This is a genomic window from Dialister sp. i34-0019-2H8 (assembly GCF_042846925.1).
Classification (GTDB): Bacteria; Bacillota; Negativicutes; order Veillonellales; family Dialisteraceae; genus Dialister.
Window position 1 is genome coordinate 85,683 of sequence record NZ_BAABYQ010000001.1, and the last position, 21,338, is coordinate 107,020.

Annotated in this window: 15 protein-coding genes and 1 other annotated feature; of the genes, 11 read left to right on the plus strand and 4 right to left on the minus strand. The window is 55.4% G+C overall.

Annotated elements, in window-relative coordinates; genetic code table 11:
* Positions 1 to 45: 45 nt before the first annotated feature.
* The 5 genes from ACGG9R_RS00270 to ACGG9R_RS00290 all read left to right on the plus strand — a co-directional run bounded on the left by ACGG9R_RS00270 (position 46) and on the right by ACGG9R_RS00290 (position 5,665).
* Positions 46 to 561, plus strand: coding sequence for a hypothetical protein (locus ACGG9R_RS00270; RefSeq protein ID WP_322350198.1), 516 nt, complete (start codon positions 46 to 48; stop codon positions 559 to 561).
* Positions 561 to 1,856, plus strand: coding sequence for a glutathionylspermidine synthase family protein (locus tag ACGG9R_RS00275; protein ID WP_390150085.1), 1,296 nt, complete (start codon positions 561 to 563; stop codon positions 1,854 to 1,856). Before ACGG9R_RS00270 ends, ACGG9R_RS00275 begins: the two co-directional genes overlap by 1 nt.
* A 705-nt stretch (positions 1,857 to 2,561) precedes the next feature.
* The gene (locus ACGG9R_RS00280; protein WP_022105024.1) at positions 2,562 to 3,512 is read left to right on the plus strand and encodes a magnesium transporter CorA family protein; all 951 of its coding nucleotides are present in this window, start codon (positions 2,562 to 2,564) and stop codon (positions 3,510 to 3,512) included.
* Positions 3,513 to 3,812: 300 nt separating this feature from the next.
* Positions 3,813 to 4,658, plus strand: coding sequence for a ChbG/HpnK family deacetylase (locus tag ACGG9R_RS00285; RefSeq protein ID WP_390150088.1), 846 nt, complete (start codon positions 3,813 to 3,815; stop codon positions 4,656 to 4,658).
* Between the two features lie 122 nt (positions 4,659 to 4,780).
* A complete protein-coding gene (locus ACGG9R_RS00290) occupies positions 4,781 to 5,665 on the plus strand; it encodes a DMT family transporter (protein ID WP_390150090.1) in 885 nt (294 codons plus the stop codon).
* A gap of 640 nt (positions 5,666 to 6,305) precedes the next feature.
* Here ACGG9R_RS00290 and ACGG9R_RS00295 read toward each other — a convergent pair.
* Entirely contained in the window at positions 6,306 to 6,941 is a 636-nt protein-coding gene (locus ACGG9R_RS00295) for a nitroreductase family protein (protein WP_390150092.1), read from the minus strand.
* Positions 6,942 to 7,323: 382 nt separating this feature from the next.
* Positions 7,324 to 7,794, minus strand: a complete 471-nt coding sequence (locus ACGG9R_RS00300) for an MlaD family protein (RefSeq protein WP_390150095.1) — start codon at positions 7,792 to 7,794, stop codon at positions 7,324 to 7,326.
* Between the two features lie 861 nt (positions 7,795 to 8,655).
* On the opposite strand from ACGG9R_RS00300, the gene ACGG9R_RS00305 reads away from it, so the two are divergent.
* The 5 genes from ACGG9R_RS00305 (at position 8,656) to ACGG9R_RS00325 (ending at position 16,659) form a co-directional block, all read left to right on the plus strand.
* Positions 8,656 to 10,812, plus strand: a complete 2,157-nt coding sequence (locus ACGG9R_RS00305; protein ID WP_390150098.1) for an McrB family protein — start codon at positions 8,656 to 8,658, stop codon at positions 10,810 to 10,812.
* Entirely contained in the window at positions 10,796 to 12,514 is a 1,719-nt protein-coding gene (locus ACGG9R_RS00310) for a DUF2357 domain-containing protein (RefSeq protein ID WP_390150101.1), read from the plus strand. Before ACGG9R_RS00305 ends, ACGG9R_RS00310 begins: the two co-directional genes overlap by 17 nt.
* Positions 12,515 to 13,160: 646 nt before the next feature.
* Complete coding sequence (locus tag ACGG9R_RS00315; RefSeq protein ID WP_390150104.1) at positions 13,161 to 13,769, plus strand: GTP pyrophosphokinase family protein; 609 nt, start codon at positions 13,161 to 13,163, stop codon at positions 13,767 to 13,769.
* Between the two features lie 114 nt (positions 13,770 to 13,883).
* Entirely contained in the window at positions 13,884 to 14,558 is a 675-nt protein-coding gene (locus ACGG9R_RS00320) for a response regulator transcription factor (RefSeq protein WP_390150107.1), read from the plus strand.
* An 850-nt stretch (positions 14,559 to 15,408) separates the two neighbouring features.
* Positions 15,409 to 16,659, plus strand: a complete 1,251-nt coding sequence (locus ACGG9R_RS00325; RefSeq protein WP_390150109.1) for a sensor histidine kinase — start codon at positions 15,409 to 15,411, stop codon at positions 16,657 to 16,659.
* Between the two features lie 378 nt (positions 16,660 to 17,037).
* Here ACGG9R_RS00325 and ACGG9R_RS00330 read toward each other — a convergent pair whose 3' ends face one another.
* On the minus strand, positions 17,038 to 18,093 hold the full coding sequence (locus tag ACGG9R_RS00330; protein WP_390150112.1) for an iron-containing alcohol dehydrogenase family protein: 1,056 nt from the start codon (positions 18,091 to 18,093) through the stop codon (positions 17,038 to 17,040).
* A gap of 141 nt (positions 18,094 to 18,234) precedes the next feature.
* A complete protein-coding gene (locus ACGG9R_RS00335; RefSeq protein ID WP_390150114.1) occupies positions 18,235 to 19,215 on the minus strand; it encodes a bile acid:sodium symporter family protein in 981 nt (326 codons plus the stop codon).
* 203 nt (positions 19,216 to 19,418) lie between these two features.
* Positions 19,419 to 19,661: a binding site (T-box leader), on the minus strand.
* A 257-nt stretch (positions 19,662 to 19,918) separates the two neighbouring features.
* Here ACGG9R_RS00335 and ACGG9R_RS00340 point away from each other — a divergent pair.
* Positions 19,919 to 20,857 (plus strand): AEC family transporter, encoded by a 939-nt coding sequence (locus ACGG9R_RS00340; RefSeq protein WP_390150117.1) that lies wholly within the window; start codon positions 19,919 to 19,921, stop codon positions 20,855 to 20,857.
* Positions 20,858 to 21,338: the final 481 nt, after the last annotated feature.

The window sequence follows — 21,338 nt, forward strand, 5'->3', positions numbered from 1 at the left end:
CTATAATATAAATAAATGATTGTACCCAAAGAAGGAGGATCCATCATGATCCATATCAGTTCGAAGACGGCTGCGATCCTTGCGGCTTTTACGGCAGTCAGTGCACCGCTCATGCTGGCGGGCTGCGGACAGGAGGCGCCGAAGGGGGAGGCGCTGACGGATGAGAATGGCCGCACGTACCATCTTATCAAGAATGAGGATGGCACAGAGACAGCGAAGTATGATAATGGGGACGAGGTCACATTCCGCCGTGACGAGAATGATAATTTGAACTACGTTTCCGGGATGTCATCACTCCTTCCGATGATGCTGATGAGCTACTTCCTCTTTCATGGCATCGGCGGCTATCAGGGGCATTATGACAGGAATACGGGCAATGTATTAAATGACAAGCGTCCGGCGTACACGCAGACCCAGCAGCCGGGAACGGCCGCCGGGACGGCGGCAGGGACGGCGGTGAAGCAGGGGCAGCCGTCTTCGGGCAAGACCTCTGTCAGTGCGCCGGCCGGCGGCAAGACCGGCTTTGGCGGTGCGGGCGTGAGAAGCGGAGGTGCCTCCTGATGGAAAAAACGTACATGGATGACATTGATCGGACGATATTTCCCTATGTCGAGTATCCGGGCTATCCCTTCCGCTATCCGACGCATTTGCCGCTCGTGATCGAGAAGAAACAGGCGGATCTCCTCCGGCGGGTGAGCGCGGCGCTCTATGCGATCTTCGCAAAGGCTGTCCGGCGTTTTCAGTCGCAGAGCGATGAATTTTTCGATGAGATGGAGATCCCGAAGAAGATGCGAAGGTACCTTCACGAAGGCAATGCGATGAAGGATCTTCCGAGCTGGCTCTCGCGCTTTGACTACGTGATGGATCAGTCGGGTCGGATCCAGATGGTGGAGATCAATGCGGACACGCCATGTGCGGAGATCGAAGCCTACTATGCGAATGGTGTCGCGGCGCGGTATTTCTTCAAAGAGGATCCGAATGAAGGCGAGTGGGATCGTTTGCGGAGCTGGATGAAGGATATTTTCCTTCGCTGCTCAGGCGGAAAGAGCCGCGAGGAGCTGCTCGCGCATCCGGTGCTGTTTTCGTGCTTCGATGACTACGTGGAGGACCTCGGGACGACACGCTTCCTCATGCAGGCGATGCAGGATGCGATCGATCCCTCGCTCCGAGACACCATCGTCTTCGTGTCCTTCTATCATCTGGCGGTGATGGAGGACGGAAGCCTCGCGCTTCCTGACGGGAGGACCGTCTCCTTCCTCTATCGCATGCATCCGATGGAGATCCTCATCGAAGAGACGGCGGATCAGGATGCGTCCTCTCTGGGAGAGCTTTTGATGGATGGGTACAAGGCGGGAAAATTCCATATGATGAATCCACCGGAGTCGCTCATCATGCAGTCGAAGGGTTTTCAGGCGCTCATCTATGCGCTGATGGAAAAGAGCCCCGCCTTCTTCACGGAGAAGGAGAAGGAGATCATCCGCACCTACCTTCCGGAGAGCTATTTCCAGCGTGATTTCAAGCTCGGAGATATGCCCGAGGATTCTCTTTGGATCAGAAAGCCCATCTGGGGCCGTGAAGGGCGCGGGATCGAGATCATCAATGGCCGCGGGGAGCGGATCTACCGGAAGAAAATCGACAGCGATGACTATGTGGTGGCACGGGACAGTGATTCGAATCTCGTCCAGCGCTGCGTCCCGCAGCAGAAGATCATCACGAAGACGGATGTCGGCATCATGGAAGGCTATGTGACCCTCTCCTGCTTCATGCTGGGCGATACGCCCTCTGCGCTCTATGCCCGTTTCAGCGATGAACGCATCGCAGGAAATGAAGCGTACTGGATACCAGTGTTGTATTAAGGAAACGCTGATTCAATCGCAGGATCAGCGTTTGCAAGAATTTTTATGCATAGCTTCGCGTCGATTTTTATAAAGGGCGATGTCCGAAAGTGGTGGGGATAGCGATACGGGGGAAACGCATTTCCAACATACGGGGGGAGCCAACCCCGTCTCGCTACGCTCGACAGCCCCTTCCAGAGGAAGGGGCGAGAATGTGGGGCGTTTCGAGTGTATCGATCCCTCCTTCCTTTGGAAGGAGGTGCCCGCAGGGCGGAGGTTAGGGGCGCAGAGCGGAGTAAAAAAGGAGCGTCTCAAGTCGACGATTTACGAAAGCACCCTATCCACCGCTGACGCGGTCCCCCTTCCCCGATGGGGAAGGCTTAGGCGGAGCGACGCTTCACGTCGATTTTTATAAAGGGCGATGTCCGAAAGTGGTGGGGATAGCGATACGGGGGAAACGCATTTCCAACATACGGGGGGAGCCAACCCCGTCTCGCTACGCCGGGCAGCCCCCTTCCAGAGGAAGGGGCGAGAATGTGGGGCGTTTCAAGTGTATCTATCCCTCCTTCCTTTATCCCCCGTCAATTCCACGTAAAATTTGCCGATTGCCATTGATTCTCATTGACAGGGGAAGATTTTCTGACTATATTTAGTAAGGATAGCCCACAGCAGACCGTGGGCAGCAAGGATCGGTCACCGGATGCTTCCGGAGAGAGGGGGGTCGCCATGATACAGGCATACAAACACAATGAAAATCATGTTCTGTCCGCCGTTCCGCTGGAACAGCTGGAAAAAGGGTCCTGGATCAATGCCGCGGCACCGACATTGGAGGAACTGGTCAGGATCAATGAACTGACGGGCATTCCCGTTGATTCCCTCCAGACCGCCCTCGATAGAGAAGAACGTTCTCATGTCGAGCTTGAAGACGACTATATCTTCGTCGTCGTGAATACCCCGGTCGTCCTTGAGACGGATGCGTATGATGCACTGCCGCTTGGCATCTTCATCACGCGCCAGTACTTCATCACGGTCTGTCTGGAGCCGAATACAGTCATTCAGAAATTCCTGAATAACTCATTCACTTCTTTCCAGACGTACAAGAAGACGCGCTTCCTTTTCCAGATCCTTTCGCAAGCCTCCTCTTCCTTCCTGTATTTCCTGCAGCAGATCTACAAGCAGACCGATGTCATCGAGACGCAGGTCAGAAAGTCCTTGCAGAACAAGGAGCTCTTCCGTATGCTCGAGCTGCAGAAATCTCTGACGTACTTCAACTTCGCCCTGCATGCGAATGAAAACGTGATGGAGCGTCTGATGCGGCTTCGAAACAGTCCGCTGCACTCGCTCCTCAAAATGTATGAAGAGGATGAGGACCTGCTGGAAGATGTCATCATCGAAAATAAGCAGGCGCTCGAAATGGCGGAGATCTATACCAACATTCTGATGAGCATGATGGACTCTTTCTCCTCCATCATCTCGAACCGTCTTTCGCAGATCATGAAATTCCTGACGTCTGTCACCATTATCCTGGCGATCCCGACCTTGATCTACAGCCTCTGGGGCATCAATGTCCCTGTCCCCTTCGAGGAGTCGCCCTTCGGCTTTGTCGGCGTCATCCTGATCGGTATCCTTTTGACCCTTGTCGTCACCTTCATTCTGTGGCGCAAGGATATGCTCTGAATCTGAAATACATGAAACCCTCGGAGTGAGCGCTTCGAGGGCTTTTCTTGCGTGAGAATGGTATAATCGGATAATATGTTGGTGACTGGTGACTGGTGACTGGTGACTGGTGACTCTCTCGTATCGTCATTTCGAGCGAAGTCGAGAAATCTTTGTCATCCGCAGTCAGGCGGTCGATGGCAGGAGCCCCCAAACGGGAAGCCTGCCAGCAAGAGACCTTGAGGCATCGTTACTATTTATACTGCGGCGAAGCCGCCACCACAACCCTGAACCCTGAACTCATATTTATAAAGGACTTTTATGCCAAACTATCAACTTCTTGTCAATGCCGACGACTTTGGCCGGCATGTTCTTATCGATCAGGCCGTCAAGCGCTGCGTGGAGGACGGTTGTCTGCGCTCTGCGACGCTCATGCCGGGCGGCAAGGCCTTTGATGATGCCGTCGAGGTGGCCAGATGTCACCCTGAGCTGGGCGTCGGCATCCATCTGACGCTCGTGAATGGATTTCCTGTATGCGAAGCGAAGGATATTCCCTCGCTCGTGACCAAAGAGGGTGTCTTTTTTGATAACCACGTCGAATTTGTGAAGCATTTTCTCAAGGGGCAGATCGCCATGGAGGATGTACGGCGTGAGCTCATGGCGCAGGCGGCGAAAATGGAAAGGACCGGCCTTCCCTTGACGCATGTCGACAGTCACCAGCACATGCACATGCTGCCGGGGGTGATCGATATCTCGCTCGATGTCGCCGCGTCGCTGCATCTTGACGCCGTGCGTATCTCCCGGACGCCGCTCTTCACGGCCTTTGCCGGTATGGGGCAGCTCATCGGCCGCCTCGGGCTCTTCACGCTATCGGAGCTCTCCCTCTGGAAGGCGAAGCGCCGTCATTTCCGCGTGCCGGATCATTTCGAGGGCATCGTGGCAGGCGAAGCGGTGCATGAAGGGCATTTCCTGCATATCCTGAAGGATCTGCGCCCCGGCACGACGGAGGTCATGATGCATCCCGGCACGGATAATGAAAAGCTCATTCCCGCCTGCGACTGGGAGCATGACTTCGAAGCGGAGATGCAGGCGATCGTCTCGCCGAAGGTGAGACGGATGATCGCGGATAAAGCCGTGAAGGTCGTGAATTACAGGGATCTGAAATAGTTGGTGACTAGTGACTGGTGACTGGTAGCTAGTGGCTAGGGATTAGGGACTCTCTCGTATCGTCATTTCGTGCGACAGCGAGATCGTTTTCCTTTGCACTGTTTTCCCATCGGAGGGAACCATTGAATACTCGGATCAAAGGCATCCTGCAGTGCGCGCTCGGCGCACTTTGCTGGGGGGCGAGCGGGATCGCGGGGCAGTACCTGCTCGTGAACCGCGACATCTCCCCGGAGTGGCTGACCTTCTGCCGGCTGCTGTCGGCCGGTGTGCTGCTCCTTTTTATTTTTTCATTGACGGGACAAACGGGCATCTGGTCGATCTGGCAAAATAAAAAAGACCGGATACGGATCCTGGTCTTTGGCATGCTGGGAATGATCTGGACGCAGTACGGATATTTTGCGGCCATCAAGTACAGCAATGCGCCGACGGCCACGGTCCTGGAGTATCTGATGCCGATCCTCATCATCTTCTGGTACTGCCTTTCGGAGCGGCGGCTGCCGCACCTGGTGGAAATTTTCTGCACGGTCTTTGCCTTCGTGGGGACCGTGCTCATCGCGACACATGGAAATTTTGGCAGTCTCGCGCTGTCTGAAAAGGCTCTCTTCTGGGGACTTCTGGCCGCCGCGGCATGCGCGCTCTATACGGTAGAGCCGGTCGGCATGATCAAGAGGTACGGCGCGCCCATCGTCGTGGGCTGGGGCATGGTCATCGCAGGGCTTTCCTTCCTGCCCTTCATGGGGCTCTTCCCCTTCACCGGTGCGGTGGATCTTTCTGTCGGTCTGGCCTTCCTTTTCGTGGTCATCGTGGGTACGATCTGTTCCTTCGTCCTCTATCTCGGAAGCACGAAGTATATTTCACCGGCAGACGCCAGCATCATCGCAGCCCTGGAACCGCTCTCATCCATCCTTCTCGCCTTTGCCGTCTTCGGGCAGGACTTCGGATCCTTTGAGCTTCTCGGGATGGCACTCATCATCGCTGCCGTCGGCGTGGTCAGTGTGCATCAGTGACTTGCATGCTGCTTTCGGGTATCGTCCTTTATGAAAATTGATGCGGAGCGTCGCACCTCTTAGCCTTCCCCATTGGGGAAGGGGGACCGCGGAGCGGTGGATAGGGTACTCTCGTTAACAGTGATTTGTGCAAAAACGTTTTTCCATCTGCATCATCCTCTTTCATGCCGCTCTGCGCCCCCAACCTCCGCCCTGCGGGCACCTCCTTCCAAAGGAAGGAGGGATCGATACACTCGAAACGCCCCACATTCTCGCCCCTTCCTCTGGAAGGGGCTGCCTGGCGTAGCGAGACGGGGTTGGCTCCCCCCGTATGTTGGAAATGCGTTTCCTCCGTATCGCTATCCCCACCACTTTCGGACATCGCCCTTTATAAAAATCAACGCGGAGCGGCGTTCGGGTGCTCTCATAAACGACGTACTTGAGACGCTCCTTCCCACTCTCTTTTATACCGCCAGTGCCCTATCCGCCCCTGCGGGGCACCTTCCCCTCGAGGGGAAGGCTGCGATACGGGAATACCATCTTCTAAAAAAGGCGGCGAAGCCGCCACCTCACCCTTGAACCTTAAACCCTGAACCAAATGAAAGCAAAGTAAAAAGAGGCTGTGAAGAAATGAGGATTCATTTCTTCACAGCCCCTTTTTTTACTTCAGCATAGTCTTCCATTCTTCGGGGTAATCGCCGCGGTATTCGACGACTTCCTCGAGCGGCTTTCTGGGCATCGGCTTGACTTCCTTGTCGGTGTAGCCGAAAGCGATGGCAGCGACCATCTCCCCTTCTTCGCCGAGCCACTCCTTCAGCTCATCGTAAGCGAAGAAGACATTGCAGGTCCAGAGACTGCCGATGTCATGCGCCGTCGCTTCGAGGCACATGTTCTGGATCGCTGCGCTGATGGACTGGATGTCAGCGAGCTCCATCATGTACTGGTCGCTGGGGTAGGACTTGCGGTAGTCATTGCCCTTGGTATTGATGACAAAGACGATGACCGGCGCCTGTTCGAGCACGCGCGCGGTGTAGATGGCAGACGGGATGAATTTCTCATAGCCCTTGCTGAAAATGGCCGTCTCGTCGCCCTTGCGGTTTCTCATGATGCCTTCCTTCAGGCGTTTGACCATGGCTTTGCGTTCCTGTCCGCGGATGACGATGAATTTCCACGGCTGGGCATTCTTTTCGGATGGCGCCCAAAGTCCGGCAGTCAGGATCTCATCCAGATCTTCCTGCGGGATCGGCTTCTGCAGGAAATGACGGATGCTTCTTCTTTTGACGATTTCTTCTATCACTCTGTGGTTCTCCTCTATCTATGATAAAACAACATAGAATTTATTATATGTAATTCGCAGAAAGAAATCAAGAAGGAAATAGACCGGAAGTCGAGAAAGGGGGGATCAGGTTGAGCAAGTTCAGGGTTCAAGGTTCAGGGTTGTAGTGGCGGCTTTGCCGCAGTATAAATAATGGCGATGCCCGAAGCGCTCTTGGGGAGCGGGTTTCCCGTTTGTGTTTCCTGTCATCGACCGCCTGACCGCGAATGAAAAAGATTTCTCGCTGGCGCTCGAAATGACGATACAAGAGAGCCCCCGGTTACTAGTCACTCCTAATCCCTAATCCCTAGCCACTAGCTACCAGTCACCAGTCACAAGTCACTCCCTCATCCCCAGTCATCAGTCACTGATACTGCCCGATCGCCTGCTGCATTTTTTCGGCGCTTCCCATGAGGCGATCGGCTTTGTCCATGAGCGCATCCATGCGGGGGTCTTTGCGTTCGGTGACGGTCGTGCCGCTTGCAAGGACGCCGGCAGACAGATCTCCGCCCGAGATCTTGACATAGGTGTCACCGATGAGTCCGGAAGTTGTGATGGAGAATGCCGCATCCTTGGGGATCGCCGCTTTCCGATCGATCTCAAGGTGAAGGACGGCCTTGCCTTCTTCGATGGTGATGGATCTCAGCTGCCCGACTCGGACACCGGCATGAAGCACGGGAGCTCCCGGCGTGATGCCCTGCGCATCATCAAAGACAGCATAGACGGGAAAGGTGGTCGGGAAAAGGCGCTCCATCGGATGCAGAAGGAGGGCAGCGATGCCGATCGCAAGGAAGAGGAGGAGGGCGGTCATGCCGATCTTGGTTTCTTTGGTCATGATGGGGATCCTTTTTTCGAAATAGTAAGGCTGGCGAGGGTCAGACCTTGGGGCGTGCTGTCCCTTGATTACGTTTGAAAGCCTCGATTGAATGAGAAATTAGAAATGAGAAATGCGAAATGGTGGTGCGGCGCATAAAAACAGGGAAGCGCCGCGGAGGTTTGAAACTAGCGGTTTTCTCGTATCGCAAACCTAATCCCTAGTTCCTAATCCCTAGCTACTAATTCTTAGTCACTAATCACTCGAGGCTCCTAATCCCTAGCTACCAGTCACTAGTCACTCCTGATCCCTAATCCCTAGCCACTTATCACTATAGTTTCAGCGGGTTCAATGGGTTCAGGTAGCGGCTTCGCCGCGTACATATGGGGCGATGCCCGAAAGTCTCTTGGGGAGCGGGTTTCCCGTTTGGGTTTCCTGTCATCGACTACCTGAACGCGAATGAAAAAGATTTCTCGCTGGCGCTCGAAATGACGATACGAGAGAGTCCCTAATCCCTAATCCCTAGCCACTAGCTACCAGTCACTAGTCCCCAGTCCCCAGTCACTTTTCTTCATTATACCCTCTTTCTTCTTCTTATGCTAAAATAGGATGGAATGGCAAAAGAATTTTTGCCATTTGGTATAATCGTTTCGGCCCGGGACAGTGTCTGTTCACGGGTCAGGTGAATTCTATATCGCGGGCGATATAGAAAGCGCAGCATAGAAATTGAATGAGAAATAAGAAATGCGAGAGGAAGGAGCGGCGCAAAGGAATGGATAAAGCGCCGTTTTTGCGAAAACGGGCAAGTGACCGGGTGTCTCAGCCGCTCCTCATTCGCAGGCTCTCTCAGCCTTCTATGCGGCCAACGAAAGAAGGATGCATATGGCAAACATGTACATGAATGATTCGTATTCAGCGGTCCGTCAGGCGGATGGCAAGGTGCTCGGGCGGGTGCGCGCTGTGGTGAAGAGCGCGACGCCGCAGGCGGGGGTGAAGGATTTCCGTTTCTTCGTGGATCCTGTCTCGCCGGTACCGAGAGGTTTCGAGGATGGAGAGAAATTCGGCTTCACGGGCTTCATGAGCCGTATCGGATTCGGATACAATTCATTTGCCGATGAGGAGTCGGCACTGGCGAATCTGGAGTCCGTTTTCGGGGATTGCTTCGTGTCGTTTACACCGTCACTCCGCAATAACAGGTACTTTGTGCTGGATGATATAGTGAAGGAGCAGGGGACGCCCTTCATGGAGGAGGACCGGAATTATTATCCGGTGCCGGCTTTCGGCACGGAGGAGGCGCCGGTCTTTGATGGGGATATCAATAAGTTCTGTCATCATCTGCTGACGGATCGGCCGCTGCCGGGGCTGTCGAAGCGTTACTGGAATAATGATGTGTCGCCTCGTCTCATTGTGGCGGCGACGCGCAATTATGAGAATAAGATCGGGCCGTGGGTGGTCTTTGCGCCGCTGTATGATGAGGCCTTCGATCCCCGTGTGATCGGGGAGGGCGGAGCGTATTTCCGTGTGAAGAACCGCGGCCAGCTGGGGTATGCGGTGGTGGACGGACAGAATTCGGAGCTTTCCTCGCACATTCTTCGCTGCGCGGAGAGCCCGCTCTGGTTCGTACCGGAGGTATTTCTGGCGGATCTTAGGCTGAATCTGAAGCCGGTGCCGCGGGATGCAGACCTCTTGAAGGACTGCGGGGTCTCGGTGAATCCCTTCGCGGATGAGGCGGAGGAGGAAGAGCCTGTCCATGAGACGCGTGAGCAGATGACGCAGAGGGCGCTCGATGATCTGGTGCAGAGCCTTGGCATCGGTGCTTCGGGCGAAGAGGCGTATGCGCCGAGAAGAAACCGGCGGGATCCCCGTCCTTTCCACGAGGCAGAGGCTGTGGAGAAGGCGCCGGTCTCTGCGGAGATCCATCAGGAGCCGGCAGCGCCGGCGAAAGAGCTGCCGAAGCCGTTCACGGAGGGAGATCTCCTCGCCCGCCTGAAGGAGGCGGCGGAAAATGACGGCCTCCTCTATGCAGAGAAGGATCTATTCCATTTCCATATCTCCATGAAGTCGTCCCGCCTGGTCATCCTCGCCGGGAAAAGCGGGATCGGCAAGTCCGGGTTGGTGCGTCTCTATGGGCGTGCGCTGGGACTTCCCGAGTCGCAGGTGCGTTTCCTGCCGGTCCGTCCGTCATGGATGGATGACGGGGATGTCCTGGGCTATGTGGATATGAAGAATATGGTGTACCGCAGTGCGGATACGGGGCTCGCCGAGCTTCTGATCGATGCGGCGGCGCATCCGGAGAAGCAGTACATCGTCTGCTTCGATGAGATGAATCTGGCGCGTGTGGAGCATTATTTCGCACAGTTCATTTCCGTGCTGGAGAAAGAGGATCATCCGATGATCCGTCTGTACAATCCATCGCTCGCCCCGCGCCTCTACAACAGTGAGAAGTATCCGCCGGAGATCCCGGTGGGGAGGAATGTGCTCTTCACAGGGACGGTGAATGTGGATGAGTCCACCTGCCATTTCTCGGATAAGATCCTCGATCGCGCGAATGTGATCACGCTCAGCCAGTGCCATTTCCGTGACCTGCTGAAGCTTTCGCCGCAAGAGAGAAAGGTGTACAAGGAGATCACGGCCGAGGAGTATGATGATTTCCGTGTGAAGGAGGGCATGGGCCTCAATGATAAGGAGCTCGAGCTGCTGGATGCGCTGAATGATGCCTTCACGAAGAGCGGTATGCCATATGGCATCGGCTTCCGCGTGGCGCAGCAGATGGGACGCTATCTGGAGAATATTCCCGAGGAGGCGGGGATCAGCCGCGGAGAAGGGCTCGATGCCCAGCTCGTGCAGCGCGTCTTCACGAAGCTTCGCGGCTCTGCCGATCAGCTGTCCGCCCTTCTTTCTCTCTCAGATAAAAATACGGCGGAGGGGCTGCTGCCGGCTATCCTTGTACGCTTCAAGGCGCTCTCGGATTTTCAGGAATCACAGACCGTGCTGAAACGGAAAGCCGGGGAGCTGAAGCTCTATGACTACACCATGTAAGCTGCCCTTTAGCGTGGCACTCGGCAAGCGGGAGGCGATGCGCTCCTTCACCCGCTTTACCACGCACCCGGAGGAGCTCAAGGAAGCGCCGCCTGCGTGGCGCTTCACGGAGAATCAGGATCTCTACCTGCGCTTTGAAGCGCCGATGGATTTCCGCTTCACCATGGACGGGCTCGACATCGTGACGCTTCCCGGCGAGGACCGCTATGACGGAGAGACCTGGGTGCGCCCGCGGCGCGCTTGGGATACGCTCCTCTTCAAGGGAGAGGATTTTCCCTTAGTCCCAGGCTACTATGTCCTGACCGTCACCGGGCGCGGCGAGACATGGTACAGCCTTCTGGAGATCACGCCCCGCTACATGGGCAAGCAGAGCTGGCAGGATATGGGCGAGGAGCTCTTGGAGGAGATCAAGCATCTGTCCTTCGATTTCATGAAAAAGAGCATCCACATGTCGCGCACGCTGGATATCAATCCAGACCTCCTGCTGCGCTTCTATACCATCAGCGACAATTCCCGCATGGTGCTTCATGTGCTCGGCGAGCTTGCCCGCACGGCGAATGGCCGCCTCGTGCGCCGGAAGAAGCCGGCCCGCACCGCCGGCGTCTCTCCGGCGGCATCGCACATCCCGCCCCAGTCCCTGCGCCCTTCGGCCGGGCAGCATCTGCTCTATACGGAGATCACCTACGACGTCGCGGAGAACCGTTTCGCCAAAGCCATCCTGCTTCGCCTCGCGAAGAATCTGCGGGATTTCGTCAGTGAGGTCGATGGATTCATCGCGCGCCTCGATGCCAGATGTCAGGCGCTCCTGCCGTACACGCAGAATCAGGAGTACAGAAGAGGCGAGGCGGCGCTCGTCAAATTCCGCGACTATCGGAAACAGGCGCTCGCCATCCTTCGAGACATCGAGCGCGTCACCCGCGCGGCATGGTTCGAAGAAGCCGGCAGCCGGATGCCGCCCCTCATCCCGATGACCGTTCTCTGTGATCCGCGCTACTCGCTCCTCTACCACCTCCATCGGCATCTGGAGACGCCTGCCGACAGCTACTCTGTCGCTGATTTTTACCAGTTCCAGTGGAAACGGACGGATAAGCTCTACGAGCTATGGGGATTTCTCCAATTCATCAAAGCGCTCTCCTCGCTGGGCTGGGAGATGGAGGAGGGCATGTCCGTCATCAGGGAGGACGGCCGTTACCGTCTCTCCTCGCTGGAGTCCGGTGCCGTCATCAGCATGAAGAAGGGCGAAGAGGAGATCCGCCTCACCTACGATGGCATCATCCCCGCTGCGTCTGCCGATACAGACCGCATGACTGCGCCGCTTTATACCAATAATGCCCACCGCCAGCCCGATCTTCGCATGGACTGCTATAGAGGGGAGATGTACTGCGGCTCTCTGGTCGTCGACTTCAAGTACCGTGACATGCTCTTCCTATGGAACGATGAAAACCGCGGCGAGGGCCTGCGCCGTCAGTTCAACGGCTACCGTGATATGAATACAAAATTCTACCGCGACATGGATGAGGCGCAGTCCCTCCGCGACAGCCGTCCTGTCAAGGAGGTCTGGGCAGTCTTTCCAAGGGAGGTCCCCGGCAGCAGCGATGAGGACTACAGCCTGAGATTCATCCCGCTCTCACCGGGCAGCGAAAGCCGTCTTCCCCAGCTTCTGGAGGACTATCTGAGATCATTGGGGCTGGGCGGCGACTAGTGGCTGGTGACTAGGGACTAAGAGACCAGCTGCTAGGAGACATCAGACGTTCTCGTATCGTCATTTCGAGCGAAGCGAGAAATCTTTCTTGCAGTCCGATAAACGACGCACCTCTCCGCATTTCCCCGCTCTCTTTCATACCGCCAGTGCCCTATCCGCCGCTGACGCGGTCCCCCCTTCCCCAATGGGCAATGCTATTAAGTTAAGAAAATCGTTAGCTACGTAACGTCTTGCTTCCCCCTTCGGGGGAAGTGCCGAAGGCAATAGGGGCATGCTAGCGGTATAGCGTGCTATGTTGAATAGTCCGACGCTATTGATATTCCAACACTTTCATGCAATACCGCTACGTAGCCCCCTCAGCCTTTTGGGCAGCTCCCCCGATGGGGAGCCAAGAACGTTCTGCCGCTTAACTTAACAGCATTACCCCAATGGGGAAGGCAAATCGGTGGCGGTTTCGCCGAGATCCTTCGACTCAGGTCGCAGATGTTCTGGCATTCGTTATCTCACATACGACGTTTCTCGCCGCTCAGGATGACGAAACGGGGCGATGCCTGAAGGCTGACGATACGGGAATACCGTCATCTAAAATGCGGCGAAGCCGCCACCTGAACCCTGAACCCTGAACCTTTTTTCCTTAGGAGCATCTATGACCATTTACGGACCCCATAAAGCCTCTCTCAAAGCTGTCATGGACAGCTTTGAGAAGGGCATCCGCGCCTACAGCGAGAAAGAAAAAGAGAAGACGGGAGAGATGCTTTACGAGCATCTCTCGTATCGCCTGAAAGCAGAAGACAGCATGAAGGAGAAGCTCACGCGGAAAGGATTTCCCCTCACCGCCGAATCTGCCTTCTATGCCGTGAAGGACGCTATCGGATTCCGCATGGTGTGCCGTTTCGTGGATGACATTTATGAAAACGTCTCCCGCTTGAAGGCTCTTCCCGGCGTCGTTGTCGTAAAGGAAAAGGACTATATCAAAAACGTCAAGCCCAATGGCTACCGCAGCTACCATATGATCCTGGATGTCACCGCTCCCTATGAGGATGCGAGAGGCAGAGATCCGGGGCATTTCTTCATCGAGATCCAGCTGCGCACCATCGCGATGGACTCCTGGGCGGCGCTCGAGCATGAAATGAAGTACAAGCACGAGGTGAAAAATGCCGCGCTCATCAGTCGGGAGCTCAAGCGCTGCGCCGATGAGCTTGCTTCCTGTGACCTCTCCATGCAGACGATCCGGAATCTGATAAGGAAGACGTGACTGGTAGCTGGTGGCTGGTGACTAGTCCCTGGTCCCTAGTCCCTAGTCACCAGTCCCTAGTCACTTCTATCTCCTAATCCCCACCCTCTTATATTTTCTACTGAGGTCAAATCTATGAAGATCCTGCTTGCTGAAGATGAAAAAGCATTATCCGATGCCGAAGTCGCGGTGCTTCGTCACTTCGGCTATGAGGTCGATGCGGCTTATGACGGGCTCTCTGCCTGGCAGATGGCGGAGCGCGAAGCGTATGACTGCATCGTCCTTGATATTATGATGCCGAAAATGGATGGCATCGAAGTCCTCGCCAAGCTCCGCGGGAGCGGCAGCACGGTGCCGATCATCATGCTCACCGCAAAGACGGAGGTCGATGACCGCATCGCAGGTCTTGATGCGGGGGCAGATGATTACCTGACGAAGCCCTTTGCGATGGGCGAATTTCTGGCGCGCATCCGCTCGATGACACGCCGCGCGAATGCCTTCACACCTGCCGTCCTTTCGGCAGGCGGCGTCACGCTCAATGTCGAAGAGCAGGAGCTCTCGGCGGAGAGCGCGATCCGTCTCGGCAGCAAGGAGACGAAGCTCATGAAGTATTTCATGATGAATGCCGGCAAAGCACTCACACAGGAGGAGATCCTGCGCTACGTGTGGAGCGATGAGCCTGACGTACCGGCAGATATCGTGTGGATGTATATTTCCTTCCTGAAAGAAAAGCTCGCCGCCGTCCGAGGCAAGGCAGTGATCGAAGGGGAGAAGGAAGGGCCTTTCGTGCTGCGCGCAATGGGTGACTAAGGATGGGGACTAGTGGCTGGTAGCTAGGGATTAGGAGTCTCGAGTGACTGGGTGACTGGTGACTAAGAGACTAGGAGACTAAGAGACATCAGATTCCCGTATCGTCATCGAAAGCGCAGCCGAGGGATCTTTCTTGCACTGCGGTCAGTATCACATAGGCATTGACAGGGAAACGACGCCTTGGTGCTGCGTATTTCTGCTTTCATACATGTATCGTTTATCGGTCTGCAAGAAAGATTTCTCGCTTACGCTCGAAATGACGATACGGGAAAAGGGTGTTCCCAAAAGTTTGAAAGCAGGGATGAGGGATTAGGAGTGCCTGGTGACTAGTGACTGGGAGACTAGGAGACTAAGAGACATCAGATTCTCGTATCGTCATCCCGAGCGCAGCCGAGGGATCTTTCTTGCACTGCGGTCAGTATCACATAGGCATTGACAGGGAAACGACGCCTTGGTGCTGCGTATTTCTGCTTTCACACATGCATCGTTTATCGGCCTGTAAGAAAGATTTCTCGCTTACGCTCGAAATGACGATACGGGAAAAGGGTATTCCCAAAAGTTTGAAAGCAGGGATTAGTAGCTGGGGATTAGTAGCTAGGGATTAGGTTTGCGATACGAGAAAACCACTAGGGAAACACTGATTAAATCTGACTCTACGATTTAATCAGCGTTTCCCTAGTTTCAAACCTCCGCGGCGCTTCCCTGTTTTTATGCGCCGCACCACCATTTCGCATTTCTCATTTCTAATTTCTCATTCAATCGAGGATTTCAAACGTAATCAAAGGGCGCCCCGCCCTACGAGCTAACCCGGAACCTTTTTTGTTATCCAATGTGCCAAGGAACCTCATTTATGGATATGATCAAGAAACTGCACCGACAATTCATACTTCTGGCCACGCTGGCGGTGTTCATCATCATAGCGGTCGCGCTCTCTGTCATCAATGGGATGATGTACCTCATTGTACGGGGGGACATTCATGATGTGCTTGAGACCATCGCAGACAATGGCGGCGTCATCACCACGCGGCGCATAAGCGGGGAAGGCTGGCTTCCGGATGGCAGCTGGGTCGAGGATACGCCGGAATTCACGTACCAGACCCGTTATTTTTCCGTACTGCTGGACAGTGATGGCACGGCCAAGGTGACGAATATCAATCACATCGCTGCCTTTTCGGCGGAAAGTGCGGTAGAGGCAGCGGTGGCTGCGGTGAAGACCGGGGAGAGCGAAGGCTATTTCCAAAAGCAGAAGGGGACCTATGCATACCATGTGAGCCGTACCACGGATGGCGATCTGCTGGTCGTCATTCTGGATTGCACGCGGGATTTGTCGGCGGTGAAGGCCTTCCTGAAATATTCTTCTCTCTTCGGGCTGCTCTGCCTTCTGCTTTTCGTCGGTATCGTGACGGTGCTTTCGGGGATCGCGATCGGTCCCTTCGTCAGAAATATGGAGAACCAGAAGCGATTCATTACGAATGCCAGCCATGAGCTGAAGACGCCGATCGCGATCATTTCCGCGAATGCGGAGGCGATGGAGCTGATCAACGGCAAGAACGAGTGGACGGGCAATATCATTGCGCAGGTGAAGCGCCTCTCGCTCCTCATCAATGACCTTGTGCTGCTCTCCAAGATCGGGGAGACGTCGGCCAAGGATCTGACGCTTGTCGATACGGATCTTTCGGAGGCGGTGAAGGGGAGCGCGGGCAGCTTCCGCCAGATGATCGAGGACGCGGGAAAGACACTCTCTGTGGAAGTAGAGAGCGGCATCCATGCGAAGGTCGAGCCGCGGCTCTTCTCGGAGATCGTGAGCATCCTTCTGGACAATGCGGTCAAGTACTGTGATGAGAAGGGGACGATCACCGCCCGCCTTGAGAAACATAAAAAGGGCGTGATCCTCTCTGTCTCCAATCCGTATCAGGAGGGAGCGTCAGAGGACTATGAGCGCTTCTTTGAGCGATTCTATCGCGGAGACACCTCGCACAACAGCAAAAGGTCCGGCTATGGCATTGGCCTTGCCATGGCGCGTGACATGGCAAGGCTCATGAAGGGAAGCCTTGCTGTGTCATACAAGGATGGGGTCATCACCTTTAGCCTGAGCTTGTAGAGGGCTAGTCCGTGGATCGGGCTGTTCCCTTGATTGCGGGCGAAAGCTTCGCTTGAATGAGAAATTAGAAATGAGAAATGCGAAATGGTGGTGCGGCGCATAAAAACAGGGAAGCGCCGCGGAGTATAAATAGGGCGATGCCATGAGCTGGCATTTTAGTCACCAGTCACTGGCTACTCATCGCTACATGTTCTATGAGTTCAACGGGTTCTGAAGGTTCGAAAGGTTCAGGTGGCGGCTTCGCCGCAGTATAAAGAAAGGCGATGCCCGAGGGTGGCATTTCAGTCACCAGTCACTAGTCACTCCAATCCCAAATCCCTAGCTACTAATTCCTAGTCACAATCACTAAAAAAACCTCGCCATATGGCGAGGCCTTTTTTATTTTTTCAGTGCTTCGACATCCGCGATGGCTTTTCTCAAAAGCTCTGCGGTGACAGGATAGGGGACCTTGTTGAGGTCCGGCTTTGTGAGCGCATTGGCGATGAGCTCTTCCGGATCGGTGAGGCCGATGTCGGAAAGAGAATGCGGGAGGTGCGTGCGTTCGCAGAAGGCGTAGAGCTTGTCTCTTTCTTCGAGCTGTCCGTCCAAGGTGAGGAGGACGAGGGTGCCATAGCAGACGACCGCGCCGTGGAGGTGCGCTCCTTCATGGGCTGTGCCAGTGTGAGAATTGTAGAGGGCGTGTGCGACGCTGGAGTTGTAGTCTTCCGGTTCCAGATTCGAAATGATGCCGGTGGAGCAGATGATATTCTGGGCTACGTATTCAAGGGCTTCGCTGGCTGTCTTTTTATCGGCGGATCGCAGTGCGGCTTCGCCGTATTCGAGAAGGCCCTGCGAGCAGGTGCCGGCCAGCGTGACGCCGAGATTTCTGCCATAGGGGAGGACATCGCCTCTGGCAGAGAATTCGACCTCGTACTGCTTGGAGAGCGCGTCGCCGATGCCGGCCCAGAGATATTCTCTTGGCGCGTTGGCAATGACGCCGGTATGGATGAAGGTGTGGTAGGACGGGCGATCGACGTAGTAGACCTGACGGAAGGTGTGGTCTTTGTAGTAGTACGCGCCGACACCGGTGACAGGAGCGCAGTTCGATGCGAGGGTCGGGAAGGTGAAATAGGGCTTGCCTGCTTCAGCAGCTGCTTTCTTCGCCGTGTCGATGGCGCGGCCGCCGCCCATGGCAAAGACCATGTCCGCTTTCTGAAAGGCTTCATTTTCTTTCAGCGCTTCGGCGTTTTCGAATGTCGCATCGCCGCCGTAGTAGAGGGAGTCGAGGATCTCCATCTTGCCTTCCAGCGCTTTGCGGAGGAGCGGCTCAGCAGCGGCTCTGGACTTGTGCCCGCCGATGAGGACGGCGGTCTTGCCGAAGTGATGGCAGACATCGTAGACGCTGTCATAGGCGTCGGTACCGATGGTATAGCTGGGGAGGAACTGATTTGTCATAGGTGTGGCCTTCTTTCGTAAATGATGTGTGGAAATGGATGATTTCTATTGTAGTAGATTTTGGGGAATGGTTCAATGGGGTTCAGGGTTCAACGGGGACGGTGCCCCGTCTCCTAGTCACTAGTCACCAGTCACCAGTCACTAGTCTGCCGCAAGTTTGCGGACGTTGACGGCTTCGGTTCCTTCTTCGCTGAATCTCGGGTTCAGGTAGTTGACGCAGGCCCAGGCGAGGACAGCACCGGAGATGGTGAACCAGGCGGAGAAGATCGCGCCCGGTACGACGGCTGCCGGCATGGAAGCGAAGTGGACCTTGGCAAGACCGGTGGCGAGGCCGGAATTCTGCATGCCGACTTCGACGGAGAGGGTGACGGCTTTCTTCCAGGAGAGGCCGCAGAGCTTGGCTACGCCAAGACCTAAGACATAGCCGAGCGTATTGAAGAGGACGACGACTGCAAGGATGACGCCGAGGTTATCCATGATGGCTTTGTGGGAGGCACCGACGACGCCGGCGATGATGAGGCAGATGGTGACAGAGGAGACCGCGGGGGTGTAGTCTGTCGCGACAGCGGCTGCTTTCGGGAGGAAGTATTTCAGTGCAAGGCCGAGGCATACGGGGAGGATGACGATCTGCAGGATGGAGAGGAACATGCCGACCGGATCGAAGGCGATCTCCTTACCGATGAGGAAGAAGGTCAGCGCCGGGGTGAGGACCGGGGAAAGCAGGGTGGAGACGGAGGTCATGGTGACGGAGTAGGCGAGGTCGCCCTTGCTCATGTAGGTGATGACGTTGCTCGTCGTGCCGCCGGGGCAGGCGCCGAGGAGGACGAGGCCGGCGGTGAGGCCCGGCTCGAGGGCAAAGAGCGTGCCAAGGGCGAAGGCGAGGAATGGCATGATGGTGTACTGCGCGAGCGCGCCGAGGAAGATGTCGCGCGGACGGCGGAAGATGACGAGGAAGTCCTTGAGGTCAAGCGTGGTGCCCATGCCGAACATGATGACGCCGAGCAGTACGGAGAGGACGGAGACGCCCTGGACCTTGCCTAAGATCCAGAGCCAGCTCGTCGGGGTGACAAGACCGAGGACAAGAAAGACGACGGCCATGACGCCGAAATATTTCGCAAGCATTTGACAACATTTTTTCATGGTAGAGCTCCTTGGGGAAAATGAATACAGGGTTCAGATCGAATGAGGATGGGGGGCTGTGCCGCCGGTCTTCGGAGGCATAGTCTTTCAGGCGGAATGTTCAATATCACTTTCCAAAATAATCCCTTCTTTCTGCAAAACTCGCGGTAGAGCAGGGATTGGAAATAAAAAAATCCGTCCCTCGACTGAGGGACGGATACTGGTTCCGCGTTACCACCCTGATTCCTGAAGGATATGACGATCCCAGGCGCTCTACAACGTACAAACATACGCGTTTCCTGTAACGTGGAAATGACGTCGGCGCTTAATAGGTTTCAGCACCGCACCTCAGGGATGATTTTCGTATGTCCTGTCCTGCCGGATCGCACCATACTCCGGCTCTCTGAGAAGATCTTGGAAATACTACTCTTTCCCTTCAAAGGGTTTTCTTCGTGTGAAGATGAGTTGATTATACAGAACGGGATATGCAGCTGTCAAGCGTTTGCAAAATACGGAAAATGGGACGCTTTCATGGGCAAGGATGAGATTTTTAGATAGCAGAGGCATTGGCCGGCTGCGCGGATGCCGCATGCATCAGCGGGAGCTTCCCGTTATCCCTCGCATCTGACCTTTTGCACATGACATGCATGATCTGCTTTTCTCTTGTAGTATAATGGGAAGAAACATTGTCAAAGGAGATACATTCATGGATGCGATATGGCAAGGCCTTTCCGGCATTTTTGAAGTCGCCCTCATAGCGGGGCTGGGCTTTTTTCTGGCGAAGAAGGGATGGTTCTGGGAGAATGCGGCAAAGGATCTGACGAAGCTCACGATGACTGTCGCGCTGCCGCCGCTCATGATCCACTCGCTGTATGCCAATTTCACGCATGATGCACTGCTGGAAGCGGCGCCGGATCTGGTGCTGCCCTTTGTTTCTATCTTCGCCGCTTACCTCGCGGGGCATGTGCTCGCCTCTCTGCTTCACGTCTCCAAGGGCCGCCGCGGCATTTTTATCTGTACCTGCTGCATCGCGAATGCCATCTTCATCGGCGTGCCGGTGAATGTGGCGCTCTTCGGTGAGGCGAGCGTGCCGTCGTGTATGCTTTACTATCTGGCGAATACGACGATGTTCTGGGCGCTCGGGGCGTACCTCATCATACGGGATGCCGGCGGGGAACACCGTTTTACGCTGAAAGAGATGCTCTTGAAGCTCCGCACTCCGCCGCTCATGGGATTCGCAGCGGGCGTCATCCTGCTCCTTGTGAATGTCCCCATCCCGCACTTTGCGATGGCAGCGATGAAGTATGTGGGCGGCATGGCGACGCCGATGGCGCTCATGGTCATCGGTATCCAGATGAGCCGGATCCCGCTTTCCTCCATCCATTTCGATAAGGATCTGGTGGGGGCGATGGCAGGCCGTTTCCTTCTGGCACCGCTCTGTCTCTTCCTGCTTCTCCCCGTCATTCCTGTTTCCGAGATGTCATCCAAGGTCTTTCTCATGCAGGCGGGGATGCCGGCGATGACGAATATGACGATCCTCGCGACCGCAGTCGGGGCGGATGCGGAGTACTCGACGACGGTCAACTGCGTCTCGCTTGTCCTCGGTGTATTCTTTGTGCCGTTTTATATGTATATGCTCTCGTGAGGAGGGCTGCGCCAATTAGAAATTAGAAATGAGAAATTAGAAATTAGAAATGGTGGTGGCAGCTTCGCTGCATTTTAGATGATGGTATTCCCGTATCGTCAGCCTTCCCCTCGAGGGGAAGGTGCCCCGAAGGGGCGGATAGGGCACAGGCGGCATGAAAAAGAGTGGGAAGGAGCGTCTCAAGTCGACGATTTACGAAAGCACCCGAGCGCCGCTCCGCGGTCCCCCTTCCCCGATGGGGAAGGCTAAGAGGTGCGACGCTTCGCGTCGATTTTTTATAAAGGGCGATGCCCGAAAGTGGTATTTAAGTCCCTAGCTACTCATCCCTGCTTTGAAACGTCAGGGGTTGTGGTGGCGGCTACGCCGCATTTTAGATGACGATACGAGGGAACCTGCTATCAAGAGCCCTTCGGGCATCGCCCTATTTATACTCCGCGGCGCTGCTGATTTTTATGCGCCGCACTACCATTTCTCATTTCTA

Coding starts and splice junctions, on each gene's coding strand:
- ACGG9R_RS00270 (WP_322350198.1), top strand. CDS start 46: ATGATCCATATCAGTTCGAAGACGGCTGCGATCCTTGCGGCTTTTACG.
- ACGG9R_RS00275 (WP_390150085.1), top strand. CDS start 561: ATGGAAAAAACGTACATGGATGACATTGATCGGACGATATTTCCCTAT.
- ACGG9R_RS00280 (WP_022105024.1), top strand. CDS start 2,562: ATGATACAGGCATACAAACACAATGAAAATCATGTTCTGTCCGCCGTT.
- ACGG9R_RS00285 (WP_390150088.1), top strand. CDS start 3,813: ATGCCAAACTATCAACTTCTTGTCAATGCCGACGACTTTGGCCGGCAT.
- ACGG9R_RS00300 (WP_390150095.1), bottom strand. CDS start 7,794: ATGACCAAAGAAACCAAGATCGGCATGACCGCCCTCCTCCTCTTCCTT.
- ACGG9R_RS00305 (WP_390150098.1), top strand. CDS start 8,656: ATGGCAAACATGTACATGAATGATTCGTATTCAGCGGTCCGTCAGGCG.
- ACGG9R_RS00310 (WP_390150101.1), top strand. CDS start 10,796: ATGACTACACCATGTAAGCTGCCCTTTAGCGTGGCACTCGGCAAGCGG.
- ACGG9R_RS00315 (WP_390150104.1), top strand. CDS start 13,161: ATGACCATTTACGGACCCCATAAAGCCTCTCTCAAAGCTGTCATGGAC.
- ACGG9R_RS00320 (WP_390150107.1), top strand. CDS start 13,884: ATGAAGATCCTGCTTGCTGAAGATGAAAAAGCATTATCCGATGCCGAA.
- ACGG9R_RS00325 (WP_390150109.1), top strand. CDS start 15,409: ATGGATATGATCAAGAAACTGCACCGACAATTCATACTTCTGGCCACG.
- ACGG9R_RS00330 (WP_390150112.1), bottom strand. CDS start 18,093: ATGACAAATCAGTTCCTCCCCAGCTATACCATCGGTACCGACGCCTAT.
- ACGG9R_RS00335 (WP_390150114.1), bottom strand. CDS start 19,215: ATGCTTGCGAAATATTTCGGCGTCATGGCCGTCGTCTTTCTTGTCCTC.
- ACGG9R_RS00340 (WP_390150117.1), top strand. CDS start 19,919: ATGGATGCGATATGGCAAGGCCTTTCCGGCATTTTTGAAGTCGCCCTC.